The sequence below is a fragment of the Coriobacteriia bacterium genome, assembly GCA_031292615.1.
Classification (GTDB): domain Bacteria; phylum Actinomycetota; class Coriobacteriia; order Anaerosomatales; family JAAXUF01; genus JARLGT01.
Map to the genome: position 1 here is coordinate 43,518 of JARLGT010000114.1, position 15,925 is coordinate 59,442.

8 protein-coding genes are annotated in these 15,925 nt (G+C 65.5%); 3 read left to right on the top strand and 5 right to left on the bottom strand.

Going from position 1 to position 15,925, the window contains the following annotated elements; genetic code table 11:
- Positions 1-13: 13 nt before the first annotated feature.
- Positions 14-1,471 (bottom strand): HD-GYP domain-containing protein, encoded by a 1,458-nt coding sequence (locus tag P4L93_10535; protein ID MDR3687380.1) that lies wholly within the window; start codon positions 1,469-1,471, stop codon positions 14-16.
- Complete coding sequence (locus P4L93_10540; GenBank protein ID MDR3687381.1) at positions 1,468-3,630, bottom strand: HEAT repeat domain-containing protein; 2,163 nt, start codon at positions 3,628-3,630, stop codon at positions 1,468-1,470. Before P4L93_10540 ends, P4L93_10535 begins: the two co-directional genes overlap by 4 nt.
- A gap of 109 nt (positions 3,631-3,739) precedes the next feature.
- Here P4L93_10540 and P4L93_10545 point away from each other — a divergent pair, with 109 nt between their 5' ends.
- On the top strand, positions 3,740-4,474 hold the full coding sequence (locus P4L93_10545; protein ID MDR3687382.1) for a Maf family protein: 735 nt from the start codon (positions 3,740-3,742) through the stop codon (positions 4,472-4,474).
- Between the two features lie 66 nt (positions 4,475-4,540).
- On the opposite strand, the gene P4L93_10550 is transcribed toward P4L93_10545, so the two are convergent.
- The 3 genes from P4L93_10550 to P4L93_10560 are packed head-to-tail and all read right to left on the bottom strand — an operon-like array spanning position 4,541 to position 11,861.
- Positions 4,541-5,239 (bottom strand): hypothetical protein, encoded by a 699-nt coding sequence (locus tag P4L93_10550; GenBank protein ID MDR3687383.1) that lies wholly within the window; start codon positions 5,237-5,239, stop codon positions 4,541-4,543.
- Between the two features lie 44 nt (positions 5,240-5,283).
- Positions 5,284-7,500 carry an RHS repeat-associated core domain-containing protein gene (locus tag P4L93_10555; GenBank protein ID MDR3687384.1) on the bottom strand — a complete coding sequence of 739 codons (2,217 nt, stop codon included), beginning with the start codon at positions 7,498-7,500 and terminating at the stop codon, positions 5,284-5,286.
- A gap of 56 nt (positions 7,501-7,556) precedes the next feature.
- Positions 7,557-11,861 carry a DNRLRE domain-containing protein gene (locus tag P4L93_10560; protein MDR3687385.1) on the bottom strand — a complete coding sequence of 1,435 codons (4,305 nt, stop codon included), beginning with the start codon at positions 11,859-11,861 and terminating at the stop codon, positions 7,557-7,559.
- Positions 11,862-12,187: 326 nt separating this feature from the next.
- Here P4L93_10560 and P4L93_10565 point away from each other — a divergent pair, with 326 nt between their 5' ends.
- On the top strand, positions 12,188-14,584 hold the full coding sequence (locus P4L93_10565) for a hypothetical protein (GenBank protein ID MDR3687386.1): 2,397 nt from the start codon (positions 12,188-12,190) through the stop codon (positions 14,582-14,584).
- A 351-nt stretch (positions 14,585-14,935) separates the two neighbouring features.
- A partial coding sequence (locus tag P4L93_10570; protein ID MDR3687387.1) for a metallophosphoesterase occupies positions 14,936-15,925 on the top strand: 990 nt, incomplete at its 3' end.

Genomic DNA, 15,925 nt, shown 5'->3' on the forward strand with positions numbered 1-15,925 from the left:
CTCGGAGCGGTCGTTAGACGTAGTCTTCGACCTGGATGTTGATCAGCCTCGGGTCAAGCGTACCCCGTACGCTCAAATCGTGGCGCTCGGCGAGGTCAATGTCGAATGGTTCGTCTATGAGATTGCCGTCTGCGCTGGTAATCACGCGCACCGTGGGCTTGAGCGGTTCGCCGTCGGTCGGCTTCACCACGATCGCGACTTCATCGCTCGTGAGCTCGACAACCGTGCACGGCGGATACATCCCGAGCATGTTGACGAATAGCCGGACGAGCACAGGATCGAGCGAGTCGCCCGCACCCTGCGCGAGCAGGCTCATCGCCTCGTCCTGCACCCGAGCCGCCGAGTAGCTTCGCCGAGACGTCATCGCGTCGTATGCGTCCACCACCGCGACGATGCGTCCCACCAGGTGTTGCGGCCGCGGAACGGGGCGCCGCGGATAGCCCGTGCCGTCGTAACGCATGTGATGCTCGAGCACACTGACGATGGAGGACTTATCGATTCCGGGCATCATCGCGATCATCTCGGCGCCGAGGACCGGGTGGCGCTGCATCGCGGCCCACTCCTCGGGCGTGAGCTGTCCCGGTTTGTTGATCAGGTCGTGGCCGATAGCCAGCTTGCCGATGTCGTGCATCAGCGAGCCCGTGCCCAGGGAGGACAGGAACTTGTCGTCCTTGGAGATGAGCGAGCCGAGCGCCAGCGAGAGGATGGCGACGTTGACTGAGTGGTAGAACGTGTACTCGTCGTAGTTCTTCAAGCCCGTGAGCTGCAGCATCGAGTAGCGGTTGTTCAGCACTGAGTCGACGAGCGAGCGCACGACCGTGCGCACCTTGGTGGGGTTGATCGCCATCTGGCGGCGCAACCGCTCGTCGAGCTCTTCCATCAGCTCCACTGCGCTGGTAAACGCGTGGTACGCCATCTCGTCTTCGGTGCCGACGAACTCCGGCTGCGCGGCGAGTACCAGACCGATCTGGACGTGCGGGATGTCGGCGGCCTGCGCGAGTCGCAGAATGCCGCCCGCAGCTTCGACGTCGCAGTCGTCCACGCTCAGCACCACCGCCGCGCGTGCGATTTCGCTGCTCTCGATGCCCTGCTTGAAGATGAGCGAGCCCACGCCGATCGCCTGCATCTCGGAGGTGAACTGGTCGTAGGTGACGCTTTCCTCGGCGAGGAGCTGATCGCCGAGCAGAATCTCGCCCTCGAAGAACGCGAGCTGGAGTTCGACGCCCTCGTCGTGGTAGATGGCGAGTGCTCGTCCGAGCTGCGCGACGTTCTCGACAACCGCCGGGTGCTCGAGCGGGTAGAAACGCACGCTTCGGCGAAGTGCGTACAGCGCCTTGAGCACTTCTTTGGCGTGCGAGGCCTGCTTGCCCGAGTAGTGAATCGCGCCCACGCCGAGTTGCTCTTGGGCGATGAGAAGGCTATCGGTGCTGACCGGAGTCGGCGGGGGTGTTGGTGCGTCGGCCGGTGTCATCGCTGACCCCCCTTCGCCTTGAGAGCGGCGACCGCAGATTCGGCGGCGGTGCGCAGCTCTTTGGCGCCTCGCCCACCGATGATCGAGCGCTTGCGCGCCAGAGCTTGTAGGGTGGGGAGCGCCTCCGGTTCGCCGATTCGGCCAAGGGCCTCCATCGCTTCGACCCGCGGCCCGTTCTCGCGGTTCCCGCGACCCTCACCTTTGGCGACGGCTTCAAGACCCGGCACCGCGGCGCGCGTACCACGCAGCCCGAGATAGCGCGCCGCCAACTGGACGTTGTGGGCGTCCTCGTCGGTGAGCGCGGCAACCAGCATCTCGATGGCCATGCGGTCGTCTTGCACCATCGATAGCGCGCGGATGGTCTCTCGGCGAACCCGGGGCTCGGGGTGACGAAGCGTGCGTTCCATCGCGCCGATGATGGTGGGCGACTTGGTGGAGCCGAGAATCGCGACGACGTTGCGCACGAAGTACCAGCGCGAGTCGGTAACGTGCAGTGCGAGCTCCGGGATGTTCTTGTCCGCGTCCTTGGAGATCAGGTCGACCAGTGCCTTGCGCTCGGCGCGGTCCGGCTCGTCGGCCAGTTGTTCGAGAAGCGGGCGCACGGCCAGCGCGCCAAGCGTGTTGAGCAGTCGCTGCGCGGCTTCGTACTCGGGCTGGCCCGGCTCGTAGGTGCGCAGGGTCTGCGTGATCGCGCGGATGTCGTCAGGCCGAGCAAAACGCGTGACCGCACCCTCGAGGCGACGAACCTGCTCGGGTGAGAGGCTGGGGTTCTCGGCGGCGTGGACGAGGTTGAGCGCCGCCTCGGCCGCCGTCTCGATGTCACCTCGGGCCACCAGCGCGTCGAGCGCGTCTTCCAGCGATGACATGGTGTTGGCGAACTGAGTCTCGCGCGACTCCAAGCCGGCGAGCGTGACGAGCGAGGCGATGATGTCGCCGTCGGTGACGCCAACCTCGGCCTCCTCGCGCAGGGCCAGGATGTCGGGGTCGTTTGTCTCTTCGAGCGCGCCGGAAAGCGGTGCCTGGTCGATGAGGTTGAGTACCAGTGCCGCAGCCCCATCCAGTCCGGTTCGCGGGCGAGACCGGCGCACGGTCAGCTTGGTGGGAACGCCCTGCGAGATGACCTCGTCGATCATCTCGCGAGACGCACCGGCGGCCTGCATGGCGCCGGTAGCCGCCTGCGCCACTCGCTCGCGCTCCATATGCGAGATCTGGACGAGGTTCTTCAGCGCGCGGATGAAGCCCATCTTGCGCTCATCGAAGTCCTCGCCATCGACCAGCATTCGCATGATCTCTTCGAGGTTGAGCTTGCGCAGCGTGCCTCCGACGCTCTCCGACGTGCGCGCCTCGGGAAGCAGCTCGTTCTCGAGCAGCTGTTGGCGCATCTCGGGATCGAGCGCCCAGAGCGCGTCGGCGAACATGCGTGTCATCTTGTCGGCGGGTGGGCCGGTCTGCTCGCTGATCATGTGCGAGAACTCGACGAACCGCTTGCGTAGCGCGGCGAGATCGAGCGTGCCGCCCTCCGTCCCGCCCTCGCCGGTGGTGTCGGTGAGGTAGTGCCTGATCGCGGCTTCGTCGCCACTCACGCGGGCCAGCTCGATGCGCTCGCGAGAGCGCGGCGCGCTGGAGCGAACCTCGACGCTCGTGGTGGTCGGCGAAATGCCTTCGTCGTCGGCATACTCGCCTTCGCCCTCGTCAGTCTGTTGGTTGACGAGGGTGACCTGCGTCTCGATGACGGTGATGGTGCCCACGCCCTGATCCCACAGCTGAGCCTCGTAGCCGCCCGCTGCGATGAGCTCCTCGGGGGTGTACTTGAGCACGGTGAGGAACGAGATGATGTCTTGCGGCGTCACGCCGGAGTGGAAGCGAACCACCGCAAGCCGGCGGTTGTAGAACTCCATCGCCAGCGCGTCGAACGCCGACTGGCCTGGGAAGATGGGCAGGTCGTCGAAGTAGAGGCCGTTCTTGGTGACCGCCAGCGAGATCTCGGGGTACTCCTCGAGCGCGTCGTTAAGCGCGTTGACGGCCTCGACAGCGTTCTCTCGCGGAATGGTGCTGGAGGGTGGATAGAGCGCGACGGCTTTGTTCGCCACGACGAGCTGGCGCATGAAGCGCTCGATGATGGGCGGCGCTTTCTCGACACCGGCCTGTTCCGTGGTCAAAGACCCTCCTCCGGTTGCCCCGCGCCGTCGCGATCGTCTTGGCCTGACCCATTATAGGTCTTGCCGAGCAGGGCACGGGCGCGAAACCCTCCTGCGCTATCATCGGCGCATGGCTGCCCCGGCTACACCTGAATCGGCACATCCCGACTCGCAGAACCGTGCGGGCACAGTGCCGATGCTGCTCGCATCGCAGTCGCCACGACGCCGACGCCTCCTCGAGTGGCTGGAGCTGCCGTTCCAGTGCGCGGCCGTCGACACTCCCGAGTCGCTCGACACGCCGCTCGCAGCCGACCCTCCCGCGCTCGCCGTCTCACTCGCCGCCGAGAAGGCCGCCGAGGCCCGCGCGCAGGGGTTGGGCGCGGGCGCGCTGGTGCTGTGCTTCGACACGATCGTGGTGCTCGACGAGGCGGTGCTGGGCAAGCCCGCCGACGTGTACGACGCCTGGCGGATGCTGCGCGCGCTGTCCGGCCGCACGCACCAGGTGGTGACCGGCATCGCGCTGCTCGCGCCCGACGTCGACGAGCCCCGGGTACTGGCGGTGACCACGGATGTCGAGATGAAGTCGCTGACCGACGCCGACATCCAGGAGTGGATGGCTCACGGCACGTTCCTTGGCTGCGCCGGCGCCTACAACATCGAGGCGCAGGTCGCCGAGGTTACCGTCGACGAGTGCTACCAGAACGTGGCTGGCCTGCCGCTGTGCCACCTCTGCGCGATGCTCGCGCGCGACGAGCGCCTGCGCGCGTGGCTCCCGGGCGAGCCGGCAGTACCGATCGCGGCGTGCGACGCTGCGCTGGGGCGGGCGTGCCGGCTAGGGCCGCAGGTCGTGGATGCAGCTGGCTGAAGCGCCGATCAGGCGCCCGCCGGGCGGACGCCTGATGCGTGATGCGGTGCGTTCGTTGCGGGCGCCCTAGGGCAGTCCCTCGACGAGATCAGTCCCTGCGAGCGCTCGCTTGAGTTGCGAATAGTTGCGGAGTCCCACCACATGCAAGCGCCCGTCTGAGTCGCGGGCTATCTCGAATTCCAGGGTCACGTTCGGTCTCCCAGGCTCGGTGAATGTCATGCTGGCCAACGAACCGGCCACCTCCAGCGACTTCGCCGAGCGAGATCCAGCCAGATGGCCAACCCCATCGAACAGGTCACCCATGAATGTTGACGCTGGAATCAGCTCGGTGAGATGACGCCCAGCGGAGTTCACGCCGTTGTCCGTTGTCCACTCACTGTTGACGACCATGTCGTAGGTCGACGTAGCTCCTTTGCTGGCAAGGCGCTGGTCGAAGATTGCTATTGCGTCGGTAGGGATACCGCTTTGTTGGGAGACCAGCGAGTGCACGAGCCTCCCGTAGTCCGTGTTGCCGAGTACCACGGCGCGAACCCATGACGCAGTGTCGTTGTGGTTTGCACCCAACAGCTCGTAGCCGAGGTCACCCGGCTCTTCTGGCTGGCGAAACTTCAACATCAGCGCGCGAACCTCGGAAGGACTGGCGATGGCGGAGGTCTCAACCGCGTGAGTGGTCTCGTGGATGAGCGGGCTTGAGCGATACGTTCCACGCTTCACGCACGCCGCCGCTGCGGTCATGAGTAGGCCCGCCAACAGGAGCAGCGCCACCCTGCCAACTCTCTGGGTGAAACCTCGCGTGTGTGGCCCTCCCACTAGATTCGACCCCCGTAGGGAGCCTTCGGCTCGTAGTCAAAGAAGCGTCCCGCCCATGTGGGCGTCCAGGAATTCAAACGCGTTGCGATCGGGATGAAGCGAGCGCCCTCTCGGTATTGCCCGCGAGCGCTCCCTGCGCACTCGAACAACTTGGGGCTGCCGCCGTCGCGAACGACCATCACGATGTGGCCCATCTTTCCGCCCGACCAGCCTCTCACCAGAACGTCGCCGACCTGCCAAGGGCGTCCAGAGTAGAACTGCTTCTGGCTCCAGTGCTTCGTCCTCCACGACAAGTGCTCGACGAACGAATCCGTATTCCATCTTGAGCTGCTCGTGGGATCTGGGATGTGCTTGTTGAACCACGTGCCAGCCTTGCGGAAGATCCACGCGACCGCTCCCGAACAGTCCATCTGCCCGTTCTTCTTGGGCCTCTGGACGTGCGCGCCGTGGCTGTAGCCGACGTTCCACTTCACGAGCTGCGTTGCCGCGGCGATCAGTTTCGCGCGCGCGTGTTCAAACTCGTCTTGGTGGTGGAGCGACAGGAACATCGTTCCGCTCGGATCGGTGCGCCCGACTGGGTCACCGGCGCAGTATTGGTAGGGGCTCCCTTCGCCGTCCGCCCGCTGCGGGTCTTTCGAGATGAATGCACCCACCGAAGGGTCGTAGTAGCGAGCCAAGCAGTAGTACAGACCGCTCTCGGAGTCGAATGTGTAGGCCGCGTAGCGCAGTGGTTGGCGCGCCGCGATGAACGCCGCCGTTGTCGCTGGCACCTTCGCAGTACCCGCGCTGCTCATCTCCGTGCAGACCCCATACGCGTCGTAGCAGTACATCGCGAACGCAGCACCGCTAGCATCCAGCAACTCGCGCACGTCGCCTCGGTCACTCGTGTCGACCAGGAACGGAGTCGGGGTCGCGTCGCCGCCCGCATACACGCCGGCGTAGAGCTGGCCGGAGCCGTCGAAGATGTAGTCAACGGTCCAAGTCGCCCCGTCGGAACGGTTCGCCGAGAGCCCCACAAGCCGGTTGTCCTCGTAGTCGTAGTCGGTCGTCGTCGTCACGCCAGCGCTCGTCACCGCCGAGCGCACTCGCTGGCCCGAGGAGTCATAGCTGTAGGTTGCACTCCCGGTCGGCCACGTGATGCCCGCCAGCCGGTCTCCCATCCAGACGTAGCTCGTCTCGTTGGGATTGGTGCCGGTTCCCGCCGCCACTCGGCGGCCCCGCGAATCGCTCTGGTAACGCCGCGCGCCCGCCGCGACAAGCCTGCCGGTCCCGCTCGTCTCGTACGACAAGGAACTAGTGGCCGAAACGCCGCGCTTCACGCCCAGAAGCGCCCCCGACTGCGGATCGTATTCGTAGCTGGTGGTCGTCCCGTTGAAACTGGCCGACACAAGCCGACCCGCGAGGTCATAGCCGTAGTCCGAGGCCTCGTCGCGAGAACCGAATGCGAGATGTCGCGAGTCGTGTGTCTTCCGACCGCTGATCGGGCTGTAGGTATAGTCGGCCGTTGCCGTGCCTGCCCTCGACTGGGCGAGCTGCCCGGCCTGCGTCCAAGCGCATGCCCGTGCGATGGGGAGTGAATTCGACGTCGTCGACACCACGCGACCAGCCGAGTCGGTCGTCGCGACTGAGAAGTCCAGCGACGTCCCGGCGAACCTGGCCAGCAGCGAGCGAAGCGCGCCCGCACCATCGGTGACGGTCGTGACCGAAGCCACTCCGGATCGAGACACCCGCGTCGCCGTGGTCAGCCCATCGGCCGCGTACGCCGCGATCTCGGAACTCGGAACTCCCGCGCTCGTGACTACGCTCGACGTGGCGTCGTGCCCTGCGCTGTCATAGGACGTGGTTGTCGTCCGCACCACTGCAGAGCCGCTCGACTCCACGGATCCCGTCGATCGCCCGAAGCAGTCGTACGCGTAGACCGCCGTTGAGCCGTCGGGATTCACTTGCCGAGCCACCCGCCCCTGTCCATCGTAGTCGGCCAGGCTGACAAGCCCATTCACATCAGCCTTCACCAAGTGGCCCAGCGCGTCGTAGACGTTTCGGGTGACGGAGCCGTCAAACTCGTTAGTGCGCAGCGTCCACCCAAGCACGTTGACCAGCTTCGTGGTCGCCGCCTGCGTCCCGAGCGCACTCGCAACCTCGTTGCCTTCCAGATCGAACTGTGCGGACTCACTGCTGCCGTCGGCCTCCAGGACGTCGGTTGTTCTGCCGTCCAAGTCCGTCTCGAACTCTGTCTCGGCGACTCCGGCGTCGGTCTTCTCGGCCTCGCTCGTCAGATTGCCGGCATCGTCGTACGAGAAACTCGTCGTGGGACCTTCGGCGTCCGACTGCTTGGCGAGATCCCCGTGGCTGTGTAGCTCGTGACCGTGCTTGCCGTGTTCGCGCCAGGCTTAGTCGAGCTGGTCTCCTCGCCCTCTGCGTTGAAACTCGTTCGCTGGGATGCCGCGACCGAGGCCAAGTCGGCGCCCTCCTCCCAGCTCTGCTTCACGTTGCCTTGCGCATCGAACTTCTGCACGACCGCGCCAGGGACCGCACTGTCGTCGGATTTCACCTCTCGGCCGGCAGCGTCGTAGACGTGGGCGACGGTCGACACGGTGGCTCCATCGGAGGCCTTTGCCGTCTCGGTGGTGACGTTACCCGCACCGTCGACCTCCGTCTCCCGCCAGTCGACGATCGCCGAGGTGGCCGGGTTCGACCGCCACGACCTGGCGACCTCGCCCAGAGTCCCGTAGCGTGTGTGGGTGACCGTGCCGCTCGCATCCACCGCCTCAAGTTCTCGGCCCGAAGCATCCAAGGTCTGCTGGACAGTCGTGATGCCGAGGGCGTCGACGGCCGACTTCACACCACCGTAGCCGTCCAACCATGTGTGACTGACTAGATCGCGCGACGAGCCTTCGGCCAGCTCGACGTTCTTCAGCGTGGTCGTCTGTGCCTCGCCGCTGTCGGAGTAGTCGCTGTAGTCGGTCTCGGCGACTCGGGAAGCGTCGACGCGCTTCTTCTGCGTGGCGAGCGTGCCATCCGAGTTGTATGCGAACTCGACATGCGAGCGGTCGCCGGCGCCGTTGAGCGTCTTCTCCTCGACAAGCAGGTTGCCGGCGCCGTCGAAAGAGCGTGTCGTTTGCGCGCCGCGGGCGTCTGTCTCGGCGACGCAAAGGTCGTTCGAGTATGCGAAAGTCGTGACCGCCCCGTTCTCGTCGGTCGCCGACAGCTCATTGCCGCGACCGTCGTGCGCCGACATAGTGGTTCGCCCGGACGGGCTGACCTCGATAATCTGGTTGCCATCGACGTCGTAGCCGTCGCGCGTTACGGCCGAAGTGTTCTCCTGACTCGCCGAAACCTGCTCGCCGAGCCGGTCGAACCCGATCGTGCTTGTACCTGACGCTGTGACGACAGTGCCTCGACCCGCCGATACGTCCCAGCTCACCGTCCGCGGCATCTGAGGCGTGCGTCCGCCGGAGTCGTTGGTGACCGTCAGGCTCGTGCCCGTCGAGCCGTAACTCACTCCCCAGAGAGCCTCGCCGTTCGCCCCCGCCGAGAAGCCGGGCGCGGCGATTGCCACGATGTGGCGCAGCCCGTCGTACCGGTACACAGTCGTCGACTGCGCGTTGCTGCCGGGAAGCCGCACAGTCGTGAGCGACGTGGGAACCGCGTCGTAGGTGACGACCCGGTCAGCCTCGCCCGTCACGTGCGCAGTCGCGTTGGTGGCGCGTCCGCTCACGAAGGTCACCGTGATGCGGCGTTCGTGCAGTAGTGGGACGTCCTTGGGCGAGCGGATCGTGAGAGCGGAGCCGTCGCTTGCCCAGTCGTAGCGCACAGTGTTGCCGTTGCCGTCGGCCTCACTCGAAAGGCGTCCAGCGGCATCGAACGTGGTACGCGTGCGGTCCTTGTGCACGAGAGTGAAGCCGCTTGCCGAGTCACCCGTCAGCACGTCGGTGTCCCCATGCGGCGCAACCCACCCGTCGCCAACGCGCGCGAACACATGCAAGTCGCCACGCTCGTCTACGTACGTGGCGGCATCGCCGCTGGCGGCTACGCTGCGCTCGAACCCGAAGCGCCATCCGGGAGCCAAGAGCCCGCTGCTGACACTCGACGACCGGTACGTGCGTGCGACGGAGACGGCAGGTCCCACTCCGGGAATCTCAAGGTCCGTAGCAGACAGCGTTAGGTCGCCTCGGTCCAAACGCACCGAACCTGAGTTGCCGTTTAGGGAGCCCAGATCGACCGCAGTGTGCCGGGGCGCATCCGAGACGTGCTTGGTGCGACCATCAAGCTCCACAGTCAGCGTGGCGCACTGCCCGATAGGCGCGCTACCCGCGCTGTTGAAAGGTACGACCTTCCACGCGTAGCTCGGCGTGCCGTCGAAGACGGTGCCCTGCGTCCTTGCGTACAGCGGGCGAGGATCGTCACGCAACTCCGTTGTGCCAGCCGCGAACGGATTGCCCGCGAACTCAGACGTCATCGAAGCAATCGCCGAGTCGCTCGGATACAGGTGCTTGCCCGCAGTCGACCAGCTTGTCGCTGTCGTGGTTGCGACGCGCTCGTACTGGTGACCGTCGAACAGGTAGACGCCATAGCCCGTGGCGATCGGCGCGGAGTCCCAAGTCAGGGCGACCGCGCCTCGGCCCGCCGTATCCGTGTCGCACAGGGCATCGTTGATGCCGTCAGCATTGGTGTCGGACTCGGCGAACCAGGAAGCGCTCGCGCTCGTGGTTGCACACGGGACGGCTGAAGGAGAGACCAGTACTGCGTACGACGTCCCCTGGTCCTGCCATGCGGTCTGCCAGTCGGGATCGATAGTTCTCAGCTGGTTGGCTTGAACGTCGCCGTGGCCTTTGCCGATCCGGTACACGAACGTCACGTCTCGGCCATCGCCTCGACTCACCGTCGAGCAGGCTGCAAGATCGGGTTCGATGCCTGCGTCGGGCGTCGACAGGGTAGCAGGCGTCGGATAATACGAGATGTAACCTCCCTCGACAGGGGTTGAGACCCACGCACCGCCCGGCAGTGCTGCGGTGAACGCGAACTGAGCCTGCAGCGCCGTTGCGCCGGTTGCAGTGCGCCCCTCGACCTTCGCCTGCAGATTCGTGACCGCGCGCGACGTGGCGTGCAGGTTGAGCGACACCGTGTCGCCAGCGTGGTATGCGGGCTTGAGCGCATCAGCCGTCACGGACGGCGGAGTGTAGTCCACAACCAGATGCGGTTGCCGGGAAGTCCACGCTGTGTACTCGGCGGACCGGAAGCTGTGCTGCGAGATAGCCGACTCGTTGTTGGCGTACAGCACGAGTCCGTTGTTGGGCATCGACCCGTTGAACCAGCCTTGCACCGAGTTGGTCATGTCCCAGGCGACGTACTGATTGGCTCCGGCTGGAATCGAGCGGTAGTCACCGCCGCCGCCGATCGCCACGGAACCGTTCCCGAACGTGTTAGCCCACGTGGCGTTGTACCCCCACGTGCCGCGAATCGGCTGGCACACGATGGTGAAGTTGCCGCCCGACGAGTTCTGCCAGAGATACGTCTGCAGAACTGCCGAGTTGATCGCCGACCCATTCGGAATCGAATTCAGGTTGAAGTTGACGAACGCGCGACGCACATCGCCCGAGCCGAACGTGGACGCGTCGAGGTGCTCGTCGGAGTAGTGGTAGGACGAGTCCCCCTTTGCGACGAACGTATCGTTGCGCGTGTCTGAGGGTCCGGCGAATGTGACGGCCGGGTCCACGTAGACCGGATACACGCGGGCCGCGTCTTCGAGCCAACCGCGTGGCACCTGATACGTCAGGTACGCACCACTATCGGTAGGCACGACACGCATCGTCGCGGTGGTGCACATTGCCGGACCGCCTGCGGACGTCTCGGCGGAGTCGTATACCGAGAGCGGCTCGATGCGGCCCGCCTGCGCGCCGGTCGTCGAATCGAAGAGCGCGAACGCACCGGTTCCCGGCTCGGTGTAGACGGCGAGGTTCTTGAGGCTGACGAAGAACGAGAACGTGTCCGGCGCCTGGGGCGAGTCGAGCACCAGCGTGTCCTTGACGCCGTTGCTTCGCGTCTCGTACTTGAGTTGGGTCGCCGTCTGCGCCAGCGGGCAGACTGCCTCATCGCCTATGGCCATCATCCCGGCCTCGCGACCGCCCAGAAGGTCCATGCCCATCGACCAGTGATCGCTGGACACGGTCACGGGCGCACCAGTTGCCGCATCCGAGCCGAACGTCTCGGTCAGCTCGGTCGCCTTCGCACGCGACTGTCCGAACACGCCCGTGGGCACAAGGGTGGGATCCACGTCGTCCCAGTGGCCGGCGTTGTCTCGGAAGTGGATGGGCTGGGTGAAGATCTCGGCTCGCCGAGAACCGTCGGTCAGCTGGTAGGTGCTGGAGTCGGCTGTTCGCGACGCCACGACCTCAGCGACCACGCCGGGCTTACTACTCGCCGAGACGGACGGCGGACTCGCCACGGTATCGACGACAGGCGGCGCCGAACCAGCGGCGGCAACAGAAGCGCCAGACAGCACGCTGGACGTCAGCATCGCCGACGCAAGAAGCGCCGAGAGCACGCGGTGGACACCGGGCAGAGAAGACAGCTTCATCGTGATTCCCCCCAGAATCTTCGATGGAGTGAGCCCCGGCAGTGGATGGCGGCGCAGCGCGCGTGCGACCGACACGCGGTCGCGCAGATCGCGTAGCGTCCAAGGGCCGCCCGACTGTTCGGGCGCAATGCGAGCCTACGACCGCAGCCTTACCTCGAACTTCCGGGAATGCGACCCCGCTCTTCATCGCTAACTGTAGTGAACAGTGGTAACCCCCGCGTTAACTGCTTGTCACAGCGGAGTGATACATTCCTGCGAACGTCGCATTTGCGGCGGGTAGAGCGGCCTCTCCGGGGGGAGATCACCGCAAAGATGAAGGGGTAGCCATGTTGGGCAAACGCTCGGTCGCACGCCTGCTCTTGATCGTCGCCGCAGTCGCGGCACTTACGATGGCATTTGCCAGCGCTGCGCTGGCGGCACCCACGGTGCCGATCATGACCTTCAACGACCTTCGCACCGCGCTCGGCAGCGGCCCGCTGGACGGCTACATGGCCACCGTGGTCCAGGGCTCCGATATTGCCACCATCCCACTCAAGGTCCTGGCAGTTCCCAAGACCGGGGACGCCTACGACGAGGGATCGCTCATCACCTTCGATGCGACCGGTTCGGTCATTGCGCAGTACGGCGGCATCGTCGCCGGAATGAGCGGTAGCCCCGTCTATGTCAAGACCGCCAGCGGCGACAAGCTCGTGGGCGCCGTCTCCTACGGCGACTACTTCACGCTGGGCGGCCGAGGCCTCGCAACGCCCATCGAGGCGATGTCGAAGATCGAGACCGATCACGCCACCGACGTCGTGCCCATGAGCGCGCCGGTGATCACCTCCAGCGGCGTCATCAACAAGATCATCATCGCGCCGGATCCTCAGGACTACTCGGCTGAGGCAGCGGCTGGTGCATTCGTCGCCAAGCCGCTCGGCTCGGTCTTCATCGGCGGGATGAAGCCCACCTCGACCATGTACAAAGCGCTGGCCCAGGACCTCACGGCTCACGGCGTCAGCCTCGTGAACATCGAGGCGCCTCTGAGCTCCGGAGGCAGCGGCCCTCTCTTCTCCACCGAGATGACTGCCGGTGCAAGCGTGGCGGCACTCGCTGCGCGCGGCGACATGATCGTGGGTGGCGCCGGTACGGTCACCTACGTCAACGGCAACAACGTGCTCGCGTTCGGCCACCCGGCGTACTGGTCGGGCGCCACGAGCCTGTACATGGCCAACGCCTGGATCGAGAGCGTCTGGCCGAGCTCCTACGAGGCGTACAAGGTGTGGGACGCCGGCGCAGTGAATGGCGTCATCACTCAGGACCGCCGTTCCGGCGTCCTCGGCAAGCTGGGTGCTGTCGCCAACGAGACCACGATCACGGCGACCGCCACAGACCGCGAGAGCCACGCCACCACATCGTCGACGGTCTACATTCCGCGCCAGCTCTTCAGCAACGGCATGGCCGACGGCTCCATGGCCGCTGCCGCGGTCTACATGGCGGGCTACAACCTCTACGACCAAAGCCTTTTGGCCGGTAGCGCGTACACCACCACGACGGTCGACGTCGCCGACGGCAAAGGCAGCAGCTACGAGGTCGTCATCCCCAACCACATCGACAGCCCCGACACCGTCTACGACGCATCCATGGACTCGGAGATGGCCATCGACGACCTGCAGTCCGTCCTGCAGTGGGGTAACGAGGACCTTCGAATCCTGTCGGTTCGCCTGGAGGGCACGTACTCCGCGAAGCACGAGCGTGCCACCATCGTGGGCGTCGAGGCGCCCAACGGCGTCAAGATCGGCGCCAACCGCGTCAACGTACAGGCAATCGTCTACGGCCAAGAAGCGACGCAAACCATCGCAACAACTCTCACCGTCCCGGCCGGAACAGCGCTGGGTGGAACGATCTCGGCCACGTCACTCGATACCGGGTCCAGTGACGATCAGACGGACTCCGAGGCGCCCGTGGCGCGCACTACCATCGCCGGGGAGGTCAAGGACCTCAACAATTCGCTGCCCCAGAGCACGGTAGCCGTCACCTTCCAGCCGAGCCTCTCGGGTCAGGACTCTTCGTCGTTCACCAAGCCCCCATCGACTACGCCGATCACCGCCAACACGGTGACCCAGTGGCCCATCACCGGCTACGCCGAGACCGATGTGACGCAGATCAACATCCTCGACGCATCGGGCTCCATCTCGTTCGGCGACTGGCCCTACATCGTGGGCGAGATCGACGGTCCCTCGGATCCGACAACCGTCACGGTGTACGCGACGCAGGCCGGCAGCTCGGTCGAGACACTCATCGACACCACGCAGCCCACCCTGTCCGACGGCAGTCTCGAGTTCGAGTTCTTCGACCTGCCCCCGATCTACACGAACACGACCTACCGCGTGCACGTCGACGCGACGCCCGGCAACTCTGGCGCAGACACCTACGTGACGGTGGGCGTGAAGGCGCCAGTAAGCCTCAGAACGTCGGCCGGCCACATCAAGCCAGGTAGAACCGTAGGCCTTACCGCAAGCGTCTATCCCAACACCGCAGCAGGCGGCACCGTGGTCTTCGAGCGCCTCTCGGGCAAGAAGTGGCTGAAGCTCGCGAGCAAGACGCTTGCGGTATCCGGCTCCTACGCCAAGGCCTCCTACTCGTGGAAGCCTGGCAAGGGCACGCAGAAGGTTCGCGCCCGCTACCTCGGCGGCACGTACAACGCAGCCAACACCTCCGGCACCAAGGCGGTCCTCGTCAAGTAGCCGAGAACCCCTCGCGCGCTAGCGCGCAACCGTAGTACGCAAGCGCCCGGCGGATCGATTCCGCCGGGCGCTTCTGCGTGCTCTCACATAGCATGCGGCCGTCTCGGCTGCGGGCTCCGGGCGCCGTTTCACACAGTTCTTGCGAAGTCGTCACGTCCGCGCAACGACTTGCAGCCTCGTTGCAACCACTTCCGTTCCGTGCCGCCCAACAATGGCAATGGCGGGACTCGCACATCGTCGCTCCGTGATGGCCAGGCCGGCTCCACCCGAGAAGCCCGATACCGGCCAGCACGGCGACTCGCACCCCAGCTCGCCACTCAATAACGAGCACAAATACGAAGGGGGCACGTGATGGACCGCAGGGATTTCATCAAGTCAGGTGCGATCGGCGCAGCCGCGCTGACGGTCGGAGGTTTGGCTCCGTGGCTCACCCCGGAGGGCGCTTTCGCCGCAAGCAGGATGCATCGCGAGAACGGCAAGCCTTGGAAGTTCGGCGTCATGGCCGACACGCAGTGGGGCAAGAACCTCGACGGCCAGAACCCTGGCACGTGCGCGGTGGGCATCATCAGCCTGGTCAACGCCGAGTTCATCAAGCACGGCGTCAAGTTCGTCATCCAGGTGGGCGACCTGATCGACCAGGAAGACGACACCACCAATGGCACCGCAGGCAAGCGGACCATGCCCGTTCGCGCCGCGGCAGCGCAGGCGCTCTACGACGCCGAGATCGGCTTCTTCCCGCTCCGTGGCAACCACGAGGGCAGCACGACGGCCGCGAACGAGTTCCTCGGCCTGTACCCGCAGGCACGCGGGTACGGCAAGCACGTCCACGGCGCCGACAACTTCTCGAGCCCGTTCGCCGCGCTTGACGGCCTGAGCTACTCGTTTGACTTCAGCAACGTTCGCTTCGTGATGCTCGACCAGTTCGCTCGTGCCGACGGCAGCGTCTTCAACGGCACGACCACGGCCTACCTCTCGCCGGCAAGCACCGGCCCGTCGACCGCGGCAGTTGGCGCCAACATCATCGACCAGCAGCCTTGGATCGACTCCAGCCTCTCTGGTCGCCGCAAGAACTCCCACGCGTTCGTGCTCGCACACAAGAACCTGATCGGCCAGAACCACGTCGACACGCTCTTCGGCGACGATCCGTCGAAGAACCCGGCCGGCCGCAACGCGTTCATCGGCAGCCTCGCGAAGAACGGCGTGCGCTATACGCTGGGTGGGCACGACCACATGCATCATCGCTCGCTCGTGACCAGTCCCGATGGGTCTGCCACGGTCAAGGAAATCATCTGCTCCTCGGACAGCTACAAGTTCTACTATCCGGCGAAGCCCTCCAACGTC